The sequence below is a fragment of the Rhizobium sp. BE258 genome (assembly GCF_031457345.1).
Taxonomy (GTDB): domain Bacteria; phylum Pseudomonadota; class Alphaproteobacteria; order Rhizobiales; family Rhizobiaceae; genus Rhizobium.
Window position 1 is genome coordinate 152,101 of sequence record NZ_JAVDWL010000006.1, and the last position, 17,679, is coordinate 169,779.

General features: G+C 60.8%; 11 protein-coding genes. All 11 read right to left on the reverse strand.

Annotated features, from left to right (window positions below):
* Positions 1 to 2 precede the first annotated feature (2 nt).
* Complete coding sequence (locus J2X43_RS21320; RefSeq protein WP_112385570.1) at positions 3 to 488, reverse strand: MaoC family dehydratase; 486 nt, start codon at positions 486 to 488, stop codon at positions 3 to 5.
* Positions 489 to 578: 90 nt separating this feature from the next.
* On the reverse strand, positions 579 to 2,549 hold the full coding sequence (gene glgX, locus J2X43_RS21325) for a glycogen debranching protein GlgX (RefSeq protein ID WP_310296957.1): 1,971 nt from the start codon (positions 2,547 to 2,549) through the stop codon (positions 579 to 581).
* Between the two features lie 10 nt (positions 2,550 to 2,559).
* Positions 2,560 to 4,191 carry an alpha-D-glucose phosphate-specific phosphoglucomutase gene (locus tag J2X43_RS21330; RefSeq protein WP_112385568.1) on the reverse strand — a complete coding sequence of 544 codons (1,632 nt, stop codon included), beginning with the start codon at positions 4,189 to 4,191 and terminating at the stop codon, positions 2,560 to 2,562.
* A gap of 6 nt (positions 4,192 to 4,197) precedes the next feature.
* Positions 4,198 to 5,640, reverse strand: coding sequence for a glycogen synthase GlgA (gene glgA, locus J2X43_RS21335; RefSeq protein WP_310296961.1), 1,443 nt, complete (start codon positions 5,638 to 5,640; stop codon positions 4,198 to 4,200).
* A gap of 4 nt (positions 5,641 to 5,644) precedes the next feature.
* On the reverse strand, positions 5,645 to 6,907 hold the full coding sequence (gene glgC / locus J2X43_RS21340; RefSeq protein ID WP_310296965.1) for a glucose-1-phosphate adenylyltransferase: 1,263 nt from the start codon (positions 6,905 to 6,907) through the stop codon (positions 5,645 to 5,647).
* A 22-nt stretch (positions 6,908 to 6,929) separates the two neighbouring features.
* Positions 6,930 to 9,137 carry a 1,4-alpha-glucan branching protein GlgB gene (gene glgB, locus J2X43_RS21345; RefSeq protein WP_310296968.1) on the reverse strand — a complete coding sequence of 736 codons (2,208 nt, stop codon included), beginning with the start codon at positions 9,135 to 9,137 and terminating at the stop codon, positions 6,930 to 6,932.
* The gene (locus J2X43_RS21350; RefSeq protein ID WP_112516797.1) at positions 9,134 to 11,596 is read right to left on the reverse strand and encodes a glycogen/starch/alpha-glucan phosphorylase; all 2,463 of its coding nucleotides are present in this window, start codon (positions 11,594 to 11,596) and stop codon (positions 9,134 to 9,136) included. The genes glgB and J2X43_RS21350 overlap by 4 nt, the downstream gene beginning before the upstream one ends.
* Before the next feature lie 277 nt (positions 11,597 to 11,873).
* Positions 11,874 to 13,100, reverse strand: a complete 1,227-nt coding sequence (locus J2X43_RS21355) for a pilus assembly protein TadG-related protein (protein ID WP_310296972.1) — start codon at positions 13,098 to 13,100, stop codon at positions 11,874 to 11,876.
* Positions 13,101 to 13,293: 193 nt separating this feature from the next.
* Entirely contained in the window at positions 13,294 to 14,349 is a 1,056-nt protein-coding gene (locus J2X43_RS21360; protein ID WP_310296975.1) for a pilus assembly protein, read from the reverse strand.
* A 22-nt stretch (positions 14,350 to 14,371) separates the two neighbouring features.
* A complete protein-coding gene (locus J2X43_RS21365) occupies positions 14,372 to 15,253 on the reverse strand; it encodes a transglutaminase family protein (protein WP_310296978.1) in 882 nt (293 codons plus the stop codon).
* Positions 15,254 to 15,257: 4 nt separating this feature from the next.
* Positions 15,258 to 17,672 carry a circularly permuted type 2 ATP-grasp protein gene (locus J2X43_RS21370; RefSeq protein ID WP_310296981.1) on the reverse strand — a complete coding sequence of 805 codons (2,415 nt, stop codon included), beginning with the start codon at positions 17,670 to 17,672 and terminating at the stop codon, positions 15,258 to 15,260.
* Positions 17,673 to 17,679 lie beyond the last annotated feature (7 nt).

The following is a 17,679-nucleotide window of genomic DNA, read 5'->3' on the forward strand; positions in this document are numbered from 1 at the left end:
CCTTACGCCGCCGGTCGGTCCTTCGGGTCGAACTGGGCAATGGTGATCCAGTTGGCCGTCAGCGCCGGTTTCTTCTCGTTTTCGATTTCGACCGATACTTCGTAGGTCGTCATCATCATCGCTGCGCCGCGCAGGCGCGCGTCGGCGAGGGTGAAATGGCCGCGGATGCGCGCGCCTGTCTTCACCGGCGACATGAAGCGGATCTTGTCGAAGCCGTAGTTGATGCCCATCGTCTGTTCGCGGATCTTCGGCAGAGCGTCGAAGTTCATCGCCGAGAGCAGCGACAGCGTCAGGAAGCCATGGGCGATCGTTCCGCCGTAAGGGCTTTCGGCGGCTGCGCGTTCGGGATCGGTGTGGATGAACTGGTGGTCGTTGGTGGCGCCGGCAAAGGCATCGATCATCGTCTGGTCGACCGTGATCCAATCGGAGATCCCGGTCTTGGTGCCGACGAGACCTTTCACGTCGGCGAGCGCAATTTCCTTACCCATACAATCCTCGTCAAAACAGCCGCGAGCATCAAGCCTTATCGCGCCTTTGTGACGGTTGCGACAAGGATTCGCGCCTGATGACCGGCCAGCTCAATTTTCCAGATAGAACATAGCGCTACGAGCCGGAAGCGATACCGTCTGATCGACTTTTTTGCTGCCGGAACGCGTTAGTTCGCGCCATGCGGCCCCAGCCGGAAGTGTGAACGATACGGGTGCGCTTGCACGGTTGAACAGCACGGAAAGCCGGGTGGTCTTTCGCGCGGTGCCGTCGCGGGTCGCAACCATCATGCCGAAAGAAGAGAGGTTGGGTGTCTCCCATTCCCCTGTGGTCATCGGCTGACCTGAAGGAGACAACCAGGCGACGTCACCATTGCCGGTGAAGAAGCCGTTTTCGGAAAAGACCGCGAAACGCTTCCTGAGCGCGGAGACAAAGGCAGTGTGGGCGATCAACTCGTCATCGAGCGTCTTCCAATCCACCCAGGTGATCTCGTTGTCCTGGCAGTAGGCGTTGTTGTTGCCGCGCTGGCTGCGGCCGCCCTCGTCGCCGGCGGTCAGCATGACGCTGCCGCGGCTGGCAAAGAGCGTTGCAATCAGCGCCATCAGGTCGGCGCGGCGCCTCGCGATAATGTCAGGATATTTCGTCTCGCCTTCGACGCCGTTGTTCCAGGAATGGTTCTCATTGTGGCCGTCGCGATTGTCCTCGCCGTTTGCCTCGTTGTGCTTGCCATTATAGGAGACGAGGTCTTTCAGCGTGAAGCCGTCATGGGCGGCGAGGAAGTTGACGCTGCGGGTCGCCTGACGGCCGTCGCGGCCGAAGATATCGGAGGAGCCTGCAAGTGCGGTTGCCAGTGGCCCGGTCTTCCAGTCGTCGCCACGCCAGTAGCAACGGATATCGTCGCGGACGCGGTCGTTCCATTCGAGGAAGGGTGCCGGGAAATTGCCGAGCTGATAGCCGCCGGGACCGATATCCCAGGGCTCGGCGATCATGACGCGATCAGCGAGCACGTCGTCGGCTAGAATCGCCGACAGTGTCTCACCGTGACCCTCGAAGCCGGAGGCCGTGCGGCCGAGTACGGGAGCGAGATCGAAGCGGAAGCCATCGATTGCAGCGCCGAGAACGAAATGCCTGAGGCTGTCGATGATCAGCTGGCGGATATAGGGGTGATCGCAGGCGACTGTGTTGCCGGTTCCGGTATCGTTGACGAGCTCGCCCGGGCGGCCCGGCAGGTGGCGGTAGAAGGAGAGGTTGTCGAGCCCGCGCATCGACAGCGTCGTGCCGTAGCGGTCGCTTTCGCCGGTGTGGTTGAAGACGAGATCGAGGATAACGGCGATGCCTTCGGCATGCAGCCTGGCGACGGTGTCGCGTAGCTCGGCCATGCCGCCGGGGCAGAGGCGGGGATCGAGCGCCATGAAGGCAACGGGATTATAGCCCCAGCCGTTGGTCAGCCCGAGCGGCGGCAGGTGACGTTCGTCGATCCAGGCGGTAATCGGCATCAGCTCGACGGCATCGACGCCGATCCGCTTGAGATGCGCAATAATGGACGGGTGGGCGAGGGCGGCAACGGTGCCGCGCTGCTTCTCAGGCACATCCGGATGCAGCATGGTGAAGGGCTTGACCGCGACTTCATAGATGAAGCTGCAGGGGCGGAAGAGCGGTTTTCCGGGCTTTGCCTTCTGATCGCGGGTGACGATCGCCTTGGGCATCAAGTCCTGGGTCTCTTCACCAAAGGTGCCGAGGCGCGGATCATGGCGGAACGGACGGTCGAGTTCCTTGGCGTAGGGATCGACGAGCAGTTTCGACGGGTCGAACCACAGGCCGTTATCAGGCGCATAGATACCGTCGGCCCGCAGGCCGTACCGTGCGCCTTCCTTCAGATTATCGACGAAGAGGCGGTGGATGTAGCCATCCTCACGCGCCATCGGCAGGCGCGCGACTTGCTTATTGCCGCTCTTGTCGAAGAGGCAGAGCTGGATCTCTGCGGCATGTTGCGACCAGACTGTGAACTCGACGCCGGTCTCGAAAAGAACGGCGCCGCCTTTTGCCCTGTTGTCCGCCCGCATGTGCCCCCGGTCAGGTGATGACGGAAGGTGCGTCCCGGCCCGTGCGTTTGCGGATGTCTGCGATGGCTTCCGCGGCGGCGATCAGGTCGGCCAGCGCCTCCTGCGTTTCGATGTTGTGCCGGCTCGAATCCGGCTCGTAACGTTCGATATAGACGCGCAGGGTTGCGCCAGACGTACCAGTGCCGGAGAGACGGAAGACGACGCGGGAGCCGCCCTTGAACAGGATACGGATGCCCTGATGCTCGCTGACCGACTTGTCGACCGGATCGTGATAGGCAAAATCGTCGGCCTTCTCGGCAGTCAGGCTGCCGAAGACCTTGCCGGGCAAGGTAGGAAGCTGGGCGCGCAGATTGTCGATCAGACCATTTGCGGCATCGGTATCGACGGCTTCATAGTCGTGGCGCGAATAGTAGTTGCGGCCGTATGTCTGCCAATGCTGGGTGACGACGTCCTGAACGCTTTCACCGCGCACAGCGAGGATGTTCAGCCAGAGCAGCACGGCCCACAGGCCATCCTTTTCGCGAACATGGTTCGAACCGGTGCCGGCGCTCTCTTCGCCGCAGATCGTGGCCATGCCGGCGTCGAGCAGATTGCCGAAGAACTTCCAGCCGGTCGGCGTCTCATACATGCCGATGCCACGCTTTTCGGCAACGCGGTCTGCCGCGCCCGATGTCGGCATGGAGCGGGCGATACCGGCGAGGCCGCCGGAGTAACCGGGCGCCAGGTGCGCGTTGGCCGCGAGGATCGCCAGGCTATCTGACGGCGTCACGAAGATACCGCGGCCGACAATGAGGTTGCGGTCGCCGTCGCCGTCGGAAGCTGCGCCGAAATCGGGCGCATCGTCGCCCATCATCTCGTCGTAGAGTTCCTTGCAGTGAACCGGGTTCGGGTCCGGATGGTGGCCGCCGAAATCAGGTAGCGGCATGAAATTGCGGACAGAGCCCAGCGGCGCCCCGAGACGGTTTTCGAAGATTTCCTTGGCGTAGGGGCCGGTGACGGCGCTCATCGCATCGAAGGCGATCCGAAAACCGAGGCTGATCAGATTGCGGATGGCGCCGAAATCGAACAGCTCTTCCATCATCGCGGCATAGTCTTCGACCGAATCGATGACCGAGAGAATCATGCCACCCGGAAGCTCTTCCTTGCCGATGCGGTCGATATTGACGTCGCCGAAGTCGGCGATCTTGTAGCTATCGATCACCTTGGTGCGGGCATAGATCGCGTCAGTGATCTTTTCGGGCGCCGGGCCACCATTGTTGACGTTGTATTTGATGCCGAAGTCTTCGGTCGGACCGCCGGGATTGTGGCTGGCGGAGAGAATGATGCCGCCGAAAGCCTTGTACTTGCGGATGATGTGGGACGCCGCAGGTGTAGAGAGAATGCCACCCTTGCCGACGATGACTTTGCCGAAGCCATTGGCAGCAGCGAGCTTGATCGCCTTCTGGATGACTTCGCGATTATAGTAACGTCCGTCACCACCGATGACGAGGCTCTTGCCCTGGTATCCCTCCAGCGAATCGAAGATCGACTGGATGAAGTTCTCAGCATAGTTCGGCTGCTGGAAGACCGGGACCTTCTTGCGGAGACCCGAGGTGCCGGGTTTCTGATCCTGGAAGGGCGTGGTGGATACGGACTTGTTCATTTTCTGTCACTTGCCTTTCGGGGCGAGGCTTGAATACAGGGCAGCGTAGCGTTCGGCGCTCTTCTCCCACGAGACATCCGATTTCATGCCCTGCTTTTGCAGTTGGGTCCAGACTTTTTGATCCGCATAGAGTGTCATCGCGCGGCGGATGGCCTGTAGCATACCCTCAGCCGTGACGGGAGAAAACTGTATTCCTGTCGCAGCTTTAGCCGCAAGCGCGGCATGGTTAGCATCGATTACCGTGTCGTTGAGGCCGCCTGTGCGCGCAACGATCGGCACGCAGCCGTAGCGCAGGCCGTAAAGCTGCGTCAGACCGCAGGGCTCGAATCGCGAGGGGATGATGATGGCGTCGCAGCCGGCCTGCATGAGATGCGACATTGGCTCGTTATAGCCGATCGAGATGCCGATGCGGCCGGGATGGCGGGCGGCGGCAGCCAGAAGCGAGCCTTCAAGCGCCGGATCGCCGGAACCGAGAATCGCGAGTTTGCCGCCGAGTGCGACGATTTCGTCGGCCGTTGCGGCGATGAGATCCATGCCCTTTTGCCAGGTGAGGCGGCTGATGATGCAGAAGATCGGCGCGCCGTCGTCATGCAGCCGGAAGAATTCGGCTATCGACTTGCGGTTCTCTTCCCGGTTCTTCAGCGTCGTTGGGCCGTAATGGGTGTGGACGACGGGATCGGTGGCGGGGTTCCAGATATCGGCGTCGATACCATTGACGATGCCATGCAGCGCATCGCGGCGGCTGGCGATGACACCCTCGAGCCCCATGCCGAATTCCGGCGTCAGGATTTCGTCGGCATAGGACGGGCTCACCGTGGTGACTGCCCAGGCGGTCTGCAGCCCGCCCTTCAGGTAGCCGAGATGACCGTAATACTCGATGCTCTCGGTCGAGAACGCATGGGGCGGCAGGCGGAGGCCGGGGAAGACTTCTGCGCCGAACTGGCCCTGGAAGGCGATGTTGTGAACAGTCAGGACACTCGGCAGTTCGGGTGTCGGGTAGTAGCGCATATAGACAGGCGTCAGCGCCGCCTGCCAGTCATGGGCGTGGACGAGATCGGGACGCCAGTCCGGCATCAGTCCTGCGGCGATTTCAGCGCCGGCCAGAGACAGGGCGGCGAAGCGCCGCCAGTTGTCAGTGTAGTCCTTGCCGGTCTGGTCCAGATAGGGACCACCCGGGCGATCGTAATAAGCGGGAGCGTCGAGCACGAGGATATCGAGACCCTCATGCTGCACTTCCAGAACCGTCGCTGGCTCTCCCAGGAGATCATCGAACTGCAGGCGGACGACGGGATCGCGAATGGCCTTCATGACGGCGGGGTAGCCGGGCATGAGGGTTTTCGTTTCGACGCCGTACCGCTTGAGGGCGATGGGAAGGGCGCCCGCCACATCGGCGAGCCCCCCTGTCTTGATCAAAGGGAAGACTTCGGACGAAACCGAAAGGACTTTCATATGTTTAAAGATCCAACTTATCGATCATCGGCTGCGTAATCAGGCAAATGCCGCTCTCGGTGCGCCGGAAGCGCTTGGTATCCAGGATCGGATCCTCACCGACGATGAGGCCTTCCGGAATGACGACGCCATGGTCGATCACGACATTCTTCAGTTGCGCGCGGCGGCCGATCTTGACGCTCGGCAGAACGACGGCACCTTCGAGTTTCGAATAGGAGTTAGCGCGCACGCCTGTGAAGAGAAGGCTCTTGTTGAGGCTGGCACCGGAGATGATGCAGTCGCCCGCAACCACCGAGGAGGTTGCCGAGCCGCGGCGGTTTTCGTCGTCATGGACGAACTTCGCCGGCGGGGTGATTTCCGCATAGGTCCAGATCGGCCAGGACTTGTCGTAGATATCGAGATCCGGAACGATCGCCGTAAGGTCGATATTGGCCTGCCAGTAGGCTTCGATCGTTCCGACATCACGCCAGTAGGGCTCGTTCTCGAAGTCTGAGCGGACGCAGGAATTGGCGAAGCGATGGGCGACGGCCTTACCGTTCTTGACGATGTAGGGGATGATGTCCTTGCCGAAATCCTTGCTGGAATTCGGATCGGCCGCATCGCGCTTGAGAGCATCGATCAGGAACTTCGTGTGGAAGACATAGATGCCCATCGAGGCAAACGAGCTGTCCGGCTTGCCGGGAATGGCTGGCGGATCGGCCGGCTTTTCGACAAAGTCGATGATCCGGTCGGTCTCATCGACATGCACGACGCCGAAGCCCGTGGCTTCCATGCGCGGCACTTCGAGGCAGCCGATAGTCACGTCAGCGCCGCTGTCGACATGCTGCTGCAGCATGTATTCGTAGTCCATCTTGTAGATATGGTCGCCGGCGAGGATGACCATATACTCAACGCCGTAATCCTGGATGATGTCGATGTTCTGGTAGACGGCGTCGGCCGTGCCTTCATACCATTGCGTTTCTGAAACGCGCTGGGAGGCCGGCAGGATGTCGAAGCTCTCGTTGCGTTCCGGGCGGAAGAAGTTCCAGCCGCGCTGCATGTGGCGGATCAGGGAGTGCGCCTTGTACTGCGTCGCGACGCCGATGCGGCGGATACCTGAATTCAGCGCATTGGACAGCGCGAAGTCGATAATACGGGCCTTGCCGCCGAAATACACCGCGGGCTTGGCGCGGCGGTCGGTGAGTTCCTTCAGACGGCTTCCTCTACCGCCCGCCAGAACGTAAGCCATTGCATCGCGGGCAAGTGGCTGAATGCGCTTCTCTACCATAGTCTACTCCTCCCACCAGTCTTCAAGTCTCAGGTTCAAGCATGATCGTCGCCAATGGCGGCAAGGTAATCGTGGCGGCGATGGTGCCGCCGGCATTGACGGCTTGCACGCGCCCGCCATTGCCCTTGCCGCTGCCGCCGTAGATGTCGGCATCGGTGTTCAGAACTTCCCGCCAGCGCCCCTCAAGCGGCAGGCGGATAGCGTAGTTTTCGCGATAAACGGGTGTGAAGTTGGTGATCACAGCAACAGGCTTCTGTCCCGGCGCCTTTCGCAGCCAAGCGAAGACCGAATTTTCCTGGTCGTCGGCGATCAGCCACTCGAAACCTTCGCCCTCGCAATCGCGGGCATGCAGCGCCGGCTTCGAGCGGTAGGTGAAGTTGAGATCGCGGACGAGGCGGCGCATGCCCTCGTGCATACGGTATTGCAGGAGATTCCAGTCGAGCGACGTCGCCTCGCTCCATTCGCTCCACTGCGCGAATTCCTGGCCCATGAACAACAGCTTCTTGCCGGGATATCCCCACATGAAAGCGTAATAGGCGCGCAAGTTCGCAAATTTCTGCCAGTCGTCGCCCGGCATCTTGGCGATCAGTGAGCCTTTGCCGTGCACCACTTCGTCGTGCGACAGGGGCAACACGAAGTTTTCGGAATAGGCATAGAGCAGGCCGAAGGTCAGCTCGTTGTGGTGGAACTGGCGATGAACCGGCTCGCGCTTCATGTAGCTCAGCGTGTCGTGCATGAAGCCCATGTTCCACTTGAACCCGAAGCCGAGGCCGCCCTCATGGACAGGCTGGGAGACTTTTGGCCAGGAGGTGGACTCCTCGGCGATGGTCATGACGCCTGGATGTTCGGCATAGATGCGGGTGTTCATATCCTGGAGGAAGCGAACCGCCTCGAGGTTTTCGTTGCCGCCATATTCGTTGGGAATCCATTCGCCGTGCTTGCGCGAATAGTCGAGATAGAGCATCGAGGCGACCGCATCGACGCGCAGGCCGTCGAGGTGGAATTTCTCGGCCCAGTAGAGCGCATTGTTGACGAGATAGGACAGGACTTCGGTGCGGCCGAAATTGTAGATCGCCGTGTTCCAGTCCGGATGGAAACCCTTGCGCGGATCCTCATGCTCGTAGAGCGCCGTGCCGTCGAACCAGCCAAGGCCGTGTTCGTCCGTCGGGAAATGGGCCGGGACCCAATCCAGAATGACGCCGATGCCGACCTTGTGGCAGCCGTTGACGAAGCGGGCAAAGCCTTCGGGCTCGCCGAAGCGGGCGCTGGGCGCATAGAGGCCTGTCGTCTGGTAGCCCCAGGAGGGGTCATAGGGATGTTCGGTGATCGGCAGAAACTCAATATGGGTAAAGCCCATATCGACGACATAGGGGATCAGGGTGTTAGCAAGCTCGTCCCAAGACAGGAACGTACCGTCCTGGCGAAGCTGCCATGAACCGGCATGAACCTCGTAAATGGAGATCGGCTGGCGGCGCTTGTCGGTTTCGCGCCAGTGCTTGAGATGGGCTTCATCATCCCAATCCTGGAGCAGCTCCGGGGCGGTGACGGAAGCCGTCTTCGGACGCAGCTCGCTGCGGCGTGCGAAGGGGTCAGCTTTCAGCGGCAGCAATACGCCGTCGTTGCCGCGGATTTCGAACTTGTAGGGAACGCCTGTCGGTACGTCGGGCGCAAAGATTTCCCAGATGCCGGCGCCTGAGCGGAAGCGCATGACGTGGCGCCTGCCGTCCCAGTTGTTGAAATCGCCGACGACCGAGACACGCTGCGCATTCGGTGCCCAGACCGCGAAGTGGATGCCCTGCGCGCCTTCATGCTTGATCCAATGCGCGCCCATCTTGTCGAAAAGTCTCAGATGCGAGCCTTCGCGGACATAATAGTCGTCCATCGGCCCGAGCACCGGGCCGAAGCTGTAAGGATCGGTCACCGCCCATTCGGCATCGCCGCGGCGGGCGCGATAGCGGACCGGTTGCTGCTTGGTGAGCTTCACCGGTCCGGCGAAGAAGCCGTCCGGATGAAGCTGCTTGAGATCGCCGACGGCGGTGCCGTCGAGTGTCATTGCCGTCACTTCTTCCGCACCGGGAATGAAGCAACGGGCTGCGAAACCATCGCCGGCCTGATGGACGCCGAGCGCGGCGAATGGATTTGCGTGCGAACCAGCGAGGATCGCCGCGATTTCGTCTGCCGAAATTTCCCAGGGACCCTTTACCTCAGGGGCAGTTTTCGGCGTTTTCATCCAGCTCTCCAGATTTCCTCGGCATATTGCCGAATCGTGCGGTCAGACGAGAACCAACCCATCCGCGCCGTATTGTTGATCGTCTTGGTGTACCAGGAGGACTTGTTGTTCCAGATCTGGTCCACCTCGCGCTGAGCGGCGGCATAGGCATCAAAATCGGCAGCGACCATGAACCAGTCGTGCGAATAGATGCCGTCGATCAACTGGGCATATCGGTTCCGGTCGTCCGGCGAGAACACGCCGCCGGCAATAGAGGCAAGCGCCTGCGACAGCTCGCGCGAGCTTTCGATGATCGCACGCGGATTGTGGCCGTCGCTGCGCACCTTCGCCACTTCATCGGCCTGGAGGCCGAAGATCACGATGTTGTCTTCGCCGACATTGTCGCGCATCTCGACATTGGCGCCGTCAAGCGTGCCGATCGTCAGTGCGCCGTTGAGGCCGAACTTCATGTTGCCGGTGCCGGAGGCTTCCATGCCGGCGGTGGAGATCTGCTCGGACAGATCGGCCGCGGGAACCATGACTTCGGCCAGCGAGACGTTGTAGTTCGGCACGAACACGACCTTCAGCAGGCCGCGGACTGCCGGGTCGTTGTTGATCGTGCGGGCGACGTCGTTGATCAGCTTGATGATCAGTTTGGCGTTGTGATAGCTCGGCGCCGCCTTGCCGGCGAAGAGCTTGACGCGCGGCGTCCAGTCCATCTCGGGATGCGAGCGGATCTGGTCGTAGAGTGCCACGGCTTCGATGACGTTGAGCAGCTGGCGCTTATATTCGTGGATGCGCTTGATCTGGATGTCGAACATCGCAGACGGATCGAGCTTCACGCCCATGCGGCTCGCAACAAGGTTGGATAGAGCCACCTTGTTGGCGCGCTTGACGGCCGCGAACTTCTGCTGGAATGCCGGATCGGTGGCAAACTTTTCGAGCGGTTTCAGCTTTTCGGCATCATCGAGGAACTCGTCGCCGATCGCTTCGCGGATCAGGCCTGTCAGGCCCGGATTGCACTGCTGCAGCCAGCGGCGCGGCGTGATGCCGTTCGTCTTGTTGTTGATACGATCAGGATAGAGCTTGTGCAGATCTGCAAAGACCGTGACCTTCATCAGGTCGGTATGCAGGGCCGAGACGCCATTGATCGAGTGCGAGCCCACGAAGGCGAGGTTGCCCATGCGCACCCGGCGGTCGCCGCTTTCGTCGATCAGCGAGATCGAGCGGATTTCCGTGTCGGAGAAGTTCTTCTCGCGGCGGGCCTCGCGAAGAACCTTGGCGTTGATCGCGTAGATCAGCTGCATGTGGCGCGGCAGAAGGCGCTCGAAGAGCGGGATCGGCCAGGTTTCCAGCGCCTCCGGCAGCAGCGTGTGGTTGGTGTAGGAAATCGTGCCGCGGACGATCTCGAAAGCCTGCTCGAAATCTAGGCCATGCACATCGCACAGCAGACGCGTCAGCTCGGCCACCGAGACGGCAGGGTGCGTGTCGTTCAGCTGGATCGCCACCTTGTCCGGCAGTGACGTGAAATCGTCATACTGCTGAAGATGGCGGCGCAGGATGTCCTGCAGCGAAGCGGAGGAGAAGAAGAACTCCTGGCGCAGGCGCAGCTCCTGTCCCGCCGGCGTGCCGTCGGCCGGGTAGAGAACGCGGGTCAGGCTTTCGGCCTTGTTGCTTTCGCGGAGCGCGCCGATGTGATCGCCGGCGTTGAAGGCATCGAGCAGGATCGGATCGATCGGCTGGGCCGACCAGAGGCGCAGCGTGTTGACGCGCTTGCCGCGCCAGCCGACGACCGGCGTGTCGAAGGCGGCGGCGATGACACGCTCTGCTGGCTTCCAGACATAACGCGGCTCGCCGTCATGATCGCCGACGACGTCAACGGTGCCGCCGAAGCCAATTTCGTAAGCGCTTTCGCGGCGCTCGAATTCCCACGGATTGCCGTGGGCGAGCCAGCTTTCCGGAAGCTCGACCTGCCAGCCGTCTGCAAGCTGCTGGCGGAACAGGCCGTGGACATAGCGAATGCCGTAGCCGTAGGCAGGGACATCGACCGTTGCCATGCTTTCCATGAAACAGGCAGCGAGACGGCCGAGGCCGCCGTTGCCGAGTGCGGCATCCGGTTCCAGCCCGGCAATGACGTTGACATCGACGCCGAGCGAGGTCAGCGCGTCGCTGACTTCCTCCATCAATCCCATGTTGGAAATGGCATCGCGCATCAAGCGGCCGATCAGGAATTCCAGGGATAGGTAATAAACGCGCTTGTCGCCGGTGGAGTAGACCTTGCGCGTGGATTCCATCCACTTGTCGATGATCCGGTCACGGACGACGAGGATCGTGGCGGTCAGCCAGTCGTGCGGCTTGGCAACTTTGGCATCCTTGCCGATGCGGTAGGTGAGGCGCTCAATAATTTCTTCCGCAAGAATTTCAGGCCGGGAGCTGCGAGGAGCGGGGGAGGGGATGGTCGGCTTGGAAGCTGTTGTCATCGTCAGGTCTCGCCAATTTTGATTTGATTTCAGTATGTTATGCCTGAGGTAATCGCTTTGTCGCACACACGAATACTGTCAGTTTATGCACCGTTACCAAGCACTTGCAACAAAGGATTTAACCAAAGCAAAAATTTGCGGAACCTTCACCTTCGCCCTCACCCCGGGACTTGATTTCAATCGATTTTCCCGATTTGATACAGGGGATTAGCACACAACGAAAAGCCGCCCCGGTTTGTTCCGGAGCGGCTTTTGTAATTTCGGGCGACAGCAGTATCTAGTTGATCAACCGGGTGGTCGTCTTCATTGCGGTCTGAGCGATATTTTGGAAGTCTTTCACGAGTTTTTCCATCGTGTTTGGCTCATAGTAACTGCCAGCCGACGATGCGCAGTACTGTAGCAACTTCTTGCCCTTATCGGGCGCCATGAATGCAACAGTGAAAATGGTGATGCCATCAGACTTGGCAGCATCGCACTTGTCGCGAACTTTCTGGTCAAGGGACGAGTTCCAAGTGTTGCTATAGCCCGTCATCTCGCCATCGCTCATTAGAACCAGATATCTGTCTGACGTCATATTCTTTTTGGCGGCATGCGCCTTGGTTTCGGCATCGCTTCCATCAGTCGGCTTTCTGACAGCGTTGTCGGCAATCACCATCGCGCCGTTGGCATCCGTGCCGCCTGCGGGCACGGAGGGCATGCCTGCTACGTATTTACGTGCGGCTGCCGTGCCCCAGGACATAATCGGTGACGTTTGGCCCATGACAATGTGGGTGTATGAGACGGCGCCCGTTCGGACCAGATCTCCGTCCTTGTCGGCCCCGTCGAGTGCGTCAAAAAGCGCCCCTGCGGCAGATTTGAGAGCCGCTATCTTGGATACGTAGGTCGTCGTGTACTCCTTGCATTCGCCCTTTTTGTTGGTGCGCGTGCAGGTCTTGCTTTCCACGGTGTCGGTGTCCTGCGCCATGGAGCCAGACTCGTCGAGCGCCAAAACCATGGAGAGCGCATTGCGAGCATTCTGGTCCGGACCGGAGCCGCTTTGTGCGGCGCTGGCGGCCCCGATATTGGTGGATTTGACGCCGAAGAAGTTGGCGAGGCCACTCAGGGGTTGATTGTATGTTGTGGTGATGTTGACGTTATAGGTCGTCGATTTGCCGGAGGTTGCCTGATCGACTGTAACCTTCACGCTGTCCTTGATGCCGGTCGCCGCGACGTTGTTGTTCAGCAAGTAGTTCGACATCTGCCCGGCCACGAAATCCTTGGCAAATGCGCTCGCGCCAGTGATCGCAAGCGTTCCATCAGCAAGGGCTGCGGCGGTCGCCAGGGCAGAGGAATCTGCAGCTTCCTGAAGCTGACGCTGAGAATTGACGGTGTTGGATACATCGACCGCGACGCCTGCGGCACCAAGAGCTACCGGAACAAGTATGGCGGTCATCATGCCGAAATTGCCGGACCGGTCGCGTAGCATGCGTTTTGCGCGCGCATGCACTAATGAAATGGGAGACATCATGTCACCTAGAAGCAAGAGGAAAATTATGCTGACCTCATGCTTATCGCCGAATTATTACCGCAGTCCCTAAGATGATCGTTAGAATTATAACGATCTCAAGATTTCGATACATTCGCTACTTCATGAAACGTCTGTTCTTCGCGAAATTGCGGCAGATTGAACTTTGCCGCGTTAATATTTATGGCAGCCTTTATTGCGTCAGCCGTACATAGTCTCCGTCGGCGGCCTTGCACTCGGATGAAACGGTATAAAAGAAATCCTGACGTTCCCAGCCGCCGCCGTCCTCCCATGCATGGCTCTGCGGTTTTGAGCAGCCGAAATAGGACTCAAGCGGTTGAGTAACTCCCTGCGGAAGCTGTTTACCATCGACGAAAAGGTAGTTGGTCGTTTGCGGATTGTCGGTGCGCATGGTGGCATCGTACTTGTTGTAGGTCTGGGCGCTGTCGCTTTCGCATTTGACGTCATTGCCATTGACGACCGCGCGCTTCTTTAGCGGGCAGCCGTCTTTCTTGATATCCATCTGAAGTACCAGCTTGGTGTATTTTCCAAGGTCGATTTGAGACGACGGCTTAACAACCATTGTGCCACTGCCACTATTCGCATGGGTCGTCGTGGTATATTCGACCGTAGCGAGAACGGTTTCCGCGGTACTGCCCTCGCGGACGACGCGCACCGATACCTGCTTATACCAATAGCCTTGGGCCTTTGTCGGCGTGAACGTCACCTTTTCGGGTTTCAATGGACTGATCGCTGCCGAGGTTACGCCAACGGCGGTCGAATTAAAGCCGCCGAATTTCATGAAGGAAGTTGCTGCCGTCCCGGTCATCGCGACCTGCAGCGTTCGTCCGTTAGCTGTGATGTTGAAGGCAACGTCCTTCGGAAGTTTGTCGGCGTAGGACGTAATGAAAGATTTCGCCGCAGCCTGGGCATCGGAGAGGTTGGTACCATCGAAAATCTTGCCGCCGGCCAGTGCCGCTCCATCGGCGATCTGTTGCAGATTTGTTCGTTCCATCGCGGCCATGGAATAATCGACAGCCACGCCGGCCGCGAGTATAAGCGGGACGGCGAGAAGACCGGTCATCATCGCGAAGTTCCCACCCCGGTCGTGGAGCAATTCGTCGATCTTCGAATGCTTGAAATATGATGACGGCTTCATGGTTGCTACCTTGCCAAAAAGGTTGTGGTAGCAAATCTCTGCATCAATTAAGTTGTTAATTGCCTTACGAACTCGGTAAAAATAGAGCAAAGCGTTCTATTTTGTGCACATCTCATTGCTTCAGCGGCACCACATCGACCGCCTGCACCGCCCGCTGCCCGCCATAGCTCTTCAGCACGCCGATCACGGGGGCCACGTCGCTGTAGTCGCGGCCGTAAGCGACGACGATGTGGTCGGTGCTGGCGGGGATGTTGTTGGTGGGATCGAGTTCGACCCAGCCGAGCGTTTCGCCGCACCAGACGCGCACCCAGGCATGCATGGCGTCTGCGCCTTCCAACCTCTCCTTGCCTGCGGGAGGGATGGTGCGCAGAAAGCCGGAGACATAGCCTGCGGGAATGCCGAGGCTGCGGAGCGCCAGGATCATCACATGCGAGAAATCCTGGCAGACGCCGCGTTTCAGCTTGAAGGCGTCGAGCGGCGTCGAGTCCACCGTGGTGGCTTCGGTGTCGTAGGTGAAATCCTTGTTGATGCGGGCGCAGAGCGCGGTGGCGATCTGCAGCACGGTGCGCTCTGGTGCAGCACTCTCGCGGGCATAGTCGGAGATCGCGCGGGTTGCCGTCAGGCGCGGGCTGTCGCCCAGGAAATGATGGGGGGATTCCGGTTCGAGCGACCAGATGCCTGCCACTTCTTCCGGCAGGCCTGACAGCGTCGGCGAGAAATCCGCCGAGATCGAATGGCTTTCCACCTGCACGCGGGCCTGCATGCGGATATCCAGCGTCTCATGCGGCGAGCGCAGCAGGAAGGAGGTCGACGGATGGCGGAAGAAATCGGTGAAATGCGATTGCTCGTCCGGCGACGGAGAGATGGTGATCGAGCCGGCGATCAGACGCTGCCGGTCAGGCAGAGACAAGGGCATCAGGCGCATGATGTGGCGGGCGCCGGAGGCCGGGCTGTCGTAGCTGTAACCCATGTGAAGCGTGAGGTCGTAAAGCACGGCGTCACCCCAGATAGGTTTGTGCGAGAAGATCGGAGAGCGCTTCGAGCTCGCGCTCGAGCTTCTTGTAGACGTCGCCGCTCATCGTCTCGGGCGTCATCACCGCAAGGCCGGAATGGAGGCGCATGGCCTCGCGGTAGAAGGGCGACATCTGGCCGTTGATGAAGGCATTCGGCAGCTGCTCCACCTCGCGGTGGATCTCATTCACCTGGAAGAGGATCGAGCGCGGGTTGAGCGGATCGAGCGCCAGAAGGTCGGTGACGGTCAGGCGCGCGGTGTTGACGTTATAGCGGCGTCGGTGGGTCATGACGCTGTCGCCGATCTCAAGCAGCATGTCGAGGGCGCCGTCGGGCGCCTCAGGGCCGGACATATGGCCGAGCAGCCGGGTCAGATGCAGGCCGCGCTCGATGTAGCGGCCGAGCGACAGGAAGCGCCAGCCGGTGAAGCGGTACATGTTTTCGTGCACCAGACCGGCAAAGCCTGCGAGCTTGCGCAGCAGGATGGTCATCGCGTGGCTGGCGTCGTCGCCGGCGGCCACCGTCATGCGGAAGCGGCGGGCGGTCTTGGCAAGGTCGTTCAGCGCCAGCCAGCCGTCCGGCGAGAAACGGTCGCGGATGTTGCTGGCGGAATAGACGGCGCTGTCGATGTTGCGCAAGAGCGTTTCCGGCACCGGTTCCTCGGTGTCGATGTCCAGCGCCGCCAGATATTCTGAAACATCAGCGAGCAGCGGCTGGTCCGGGTCGGCAGCTTCGGCGTAGCGGGCGTGCCAGGCGCGCAGGATGCGCAGCGCCCCTTCGGCGCGCTCGATGTAGCGCCCCAACCAGAAAAGATTGTCGGCGGCGCGGCTCGGCAGACTGCCCGGCATGTTGCGGGTGAAGCTGCCTTCGGCGGGCAGCAGCGTGTGGCGCTCGACCGGCTTGTCGCTGACGATCCAGACGTCGGCGGCGGCACCGCCGGACTGCATGGCAATCGCCGCGACATCGTCGCTGGCGCCGATGCGGGCAAAGCCACCGGGCATGATCTGCCAGCCATTTGCGGTGCGTGCCGCAAAGACGCGCAGCGACATCGGCCGCGGCGTCAGCTTGCCGCCGACCCAGGCCGGCGTGGTGGAGAGCGTGACGACTTCCTGGCCGACGAGCTTCGGGCCATCGCTGCTCAGCCAGTCGGAGATCGAGTCCTTTGCCGTGGCGCGCAGGGATGACCCCAGCACGGATTCGCCGTCGTCGTCGAAGAAGGGTGCGCGCGAGAAGGCCGGGCCGATAACCATCTTTTCGAGATGCTTGGCCACATGCTCCTGCTCGCTTTTCTGCCCGCACCACCAGGTGGCGATCGACGGCAGCTGCAGGTCCTCACCGAGGATCCGGCGGCAGATGGTCGGCATGAAGGCCAGCAGCGCGCGGGTTTCGAGAATGCCTGTGCCGAGGCCGTTGACGATCGTCACCGTTTCGGCGCGCAGGGCATCGAGCAGCCCGGGGGTGCCGATATGCGAATTCTGGTTTAGTTCGAGCGGGTCGGCATAGGCGCTGTCGAGACGGCGCCAGAGCACGCCGATCGGCTTCAGGCCAGCGACGGTGCGCACCATGATACGGCCGTTGACGACAGTCAGGTCCTCGCCCTCAAGCAGCATGAAGCCGAGATAGCGGGCGATATAGGCGTGCTCGTAGTAGGTCTCGTTTGCCGGGCCTGGCGTCAGGACGGCGATGCGGTCGTCGCCGGAGTGCTTCATCGTCTGTAGTGTATCGCGGAAGGCGCCGAAGAACGAGGCGAGGCGGTGCACCGGTGTTTCGGCATAGACGTCGGAGAAGGCGCGGGTCGTCGCAACACGGTTCTCCAGCGCGAAACCGGCGCCTGATGGCGCCTGCGTGCGGTCTGCCAGTACCCACCAGTTTCCATCCGGGCCGCGGCCGATCTCGAAGGCGCAGAAATGCAGGTAGTGGCCGGTTGCCGGTTTCACGCCCGCCAGCGGCCGCTGGAATTCCGGGTTCGAGGCGATGAGGCCGGGCGGCAGGAAGCCTTCCTGCACCAGCGTGTTCTTGCCGTAGATATCCGCAACGATCGCTTCGAGCAGATCGGCACGCTGGACGAGGCCTGCGGACAATTGCTGCCACTCGCGCTCATCGATGAGAACAGGAATATGCGACAGCGGCCAGGAGCGTTCGCCGGTGCCCTTGCTGCCATAGGCCCGGTAGAAGACGCCGGCATCGCGCAGATAGCGGTCGGCACGGGCAAAGCGTTCGGCGAGCTCTGGCTTGGGCACGCGGCCGAAGGCGGAGAGGAAGCGCTGCCAGACGGGGCGGATCGCACCTGTGTTGTCGACCATCTCGTCGGCAACGCCGGGCAAGGGCGCATAGTCGAGAGCCGCATCGCTGGCGCTGCGGGGATCGATTGCCTTGCGTTCCGTTGCCGGTTTCTTGCCCATTAAAACC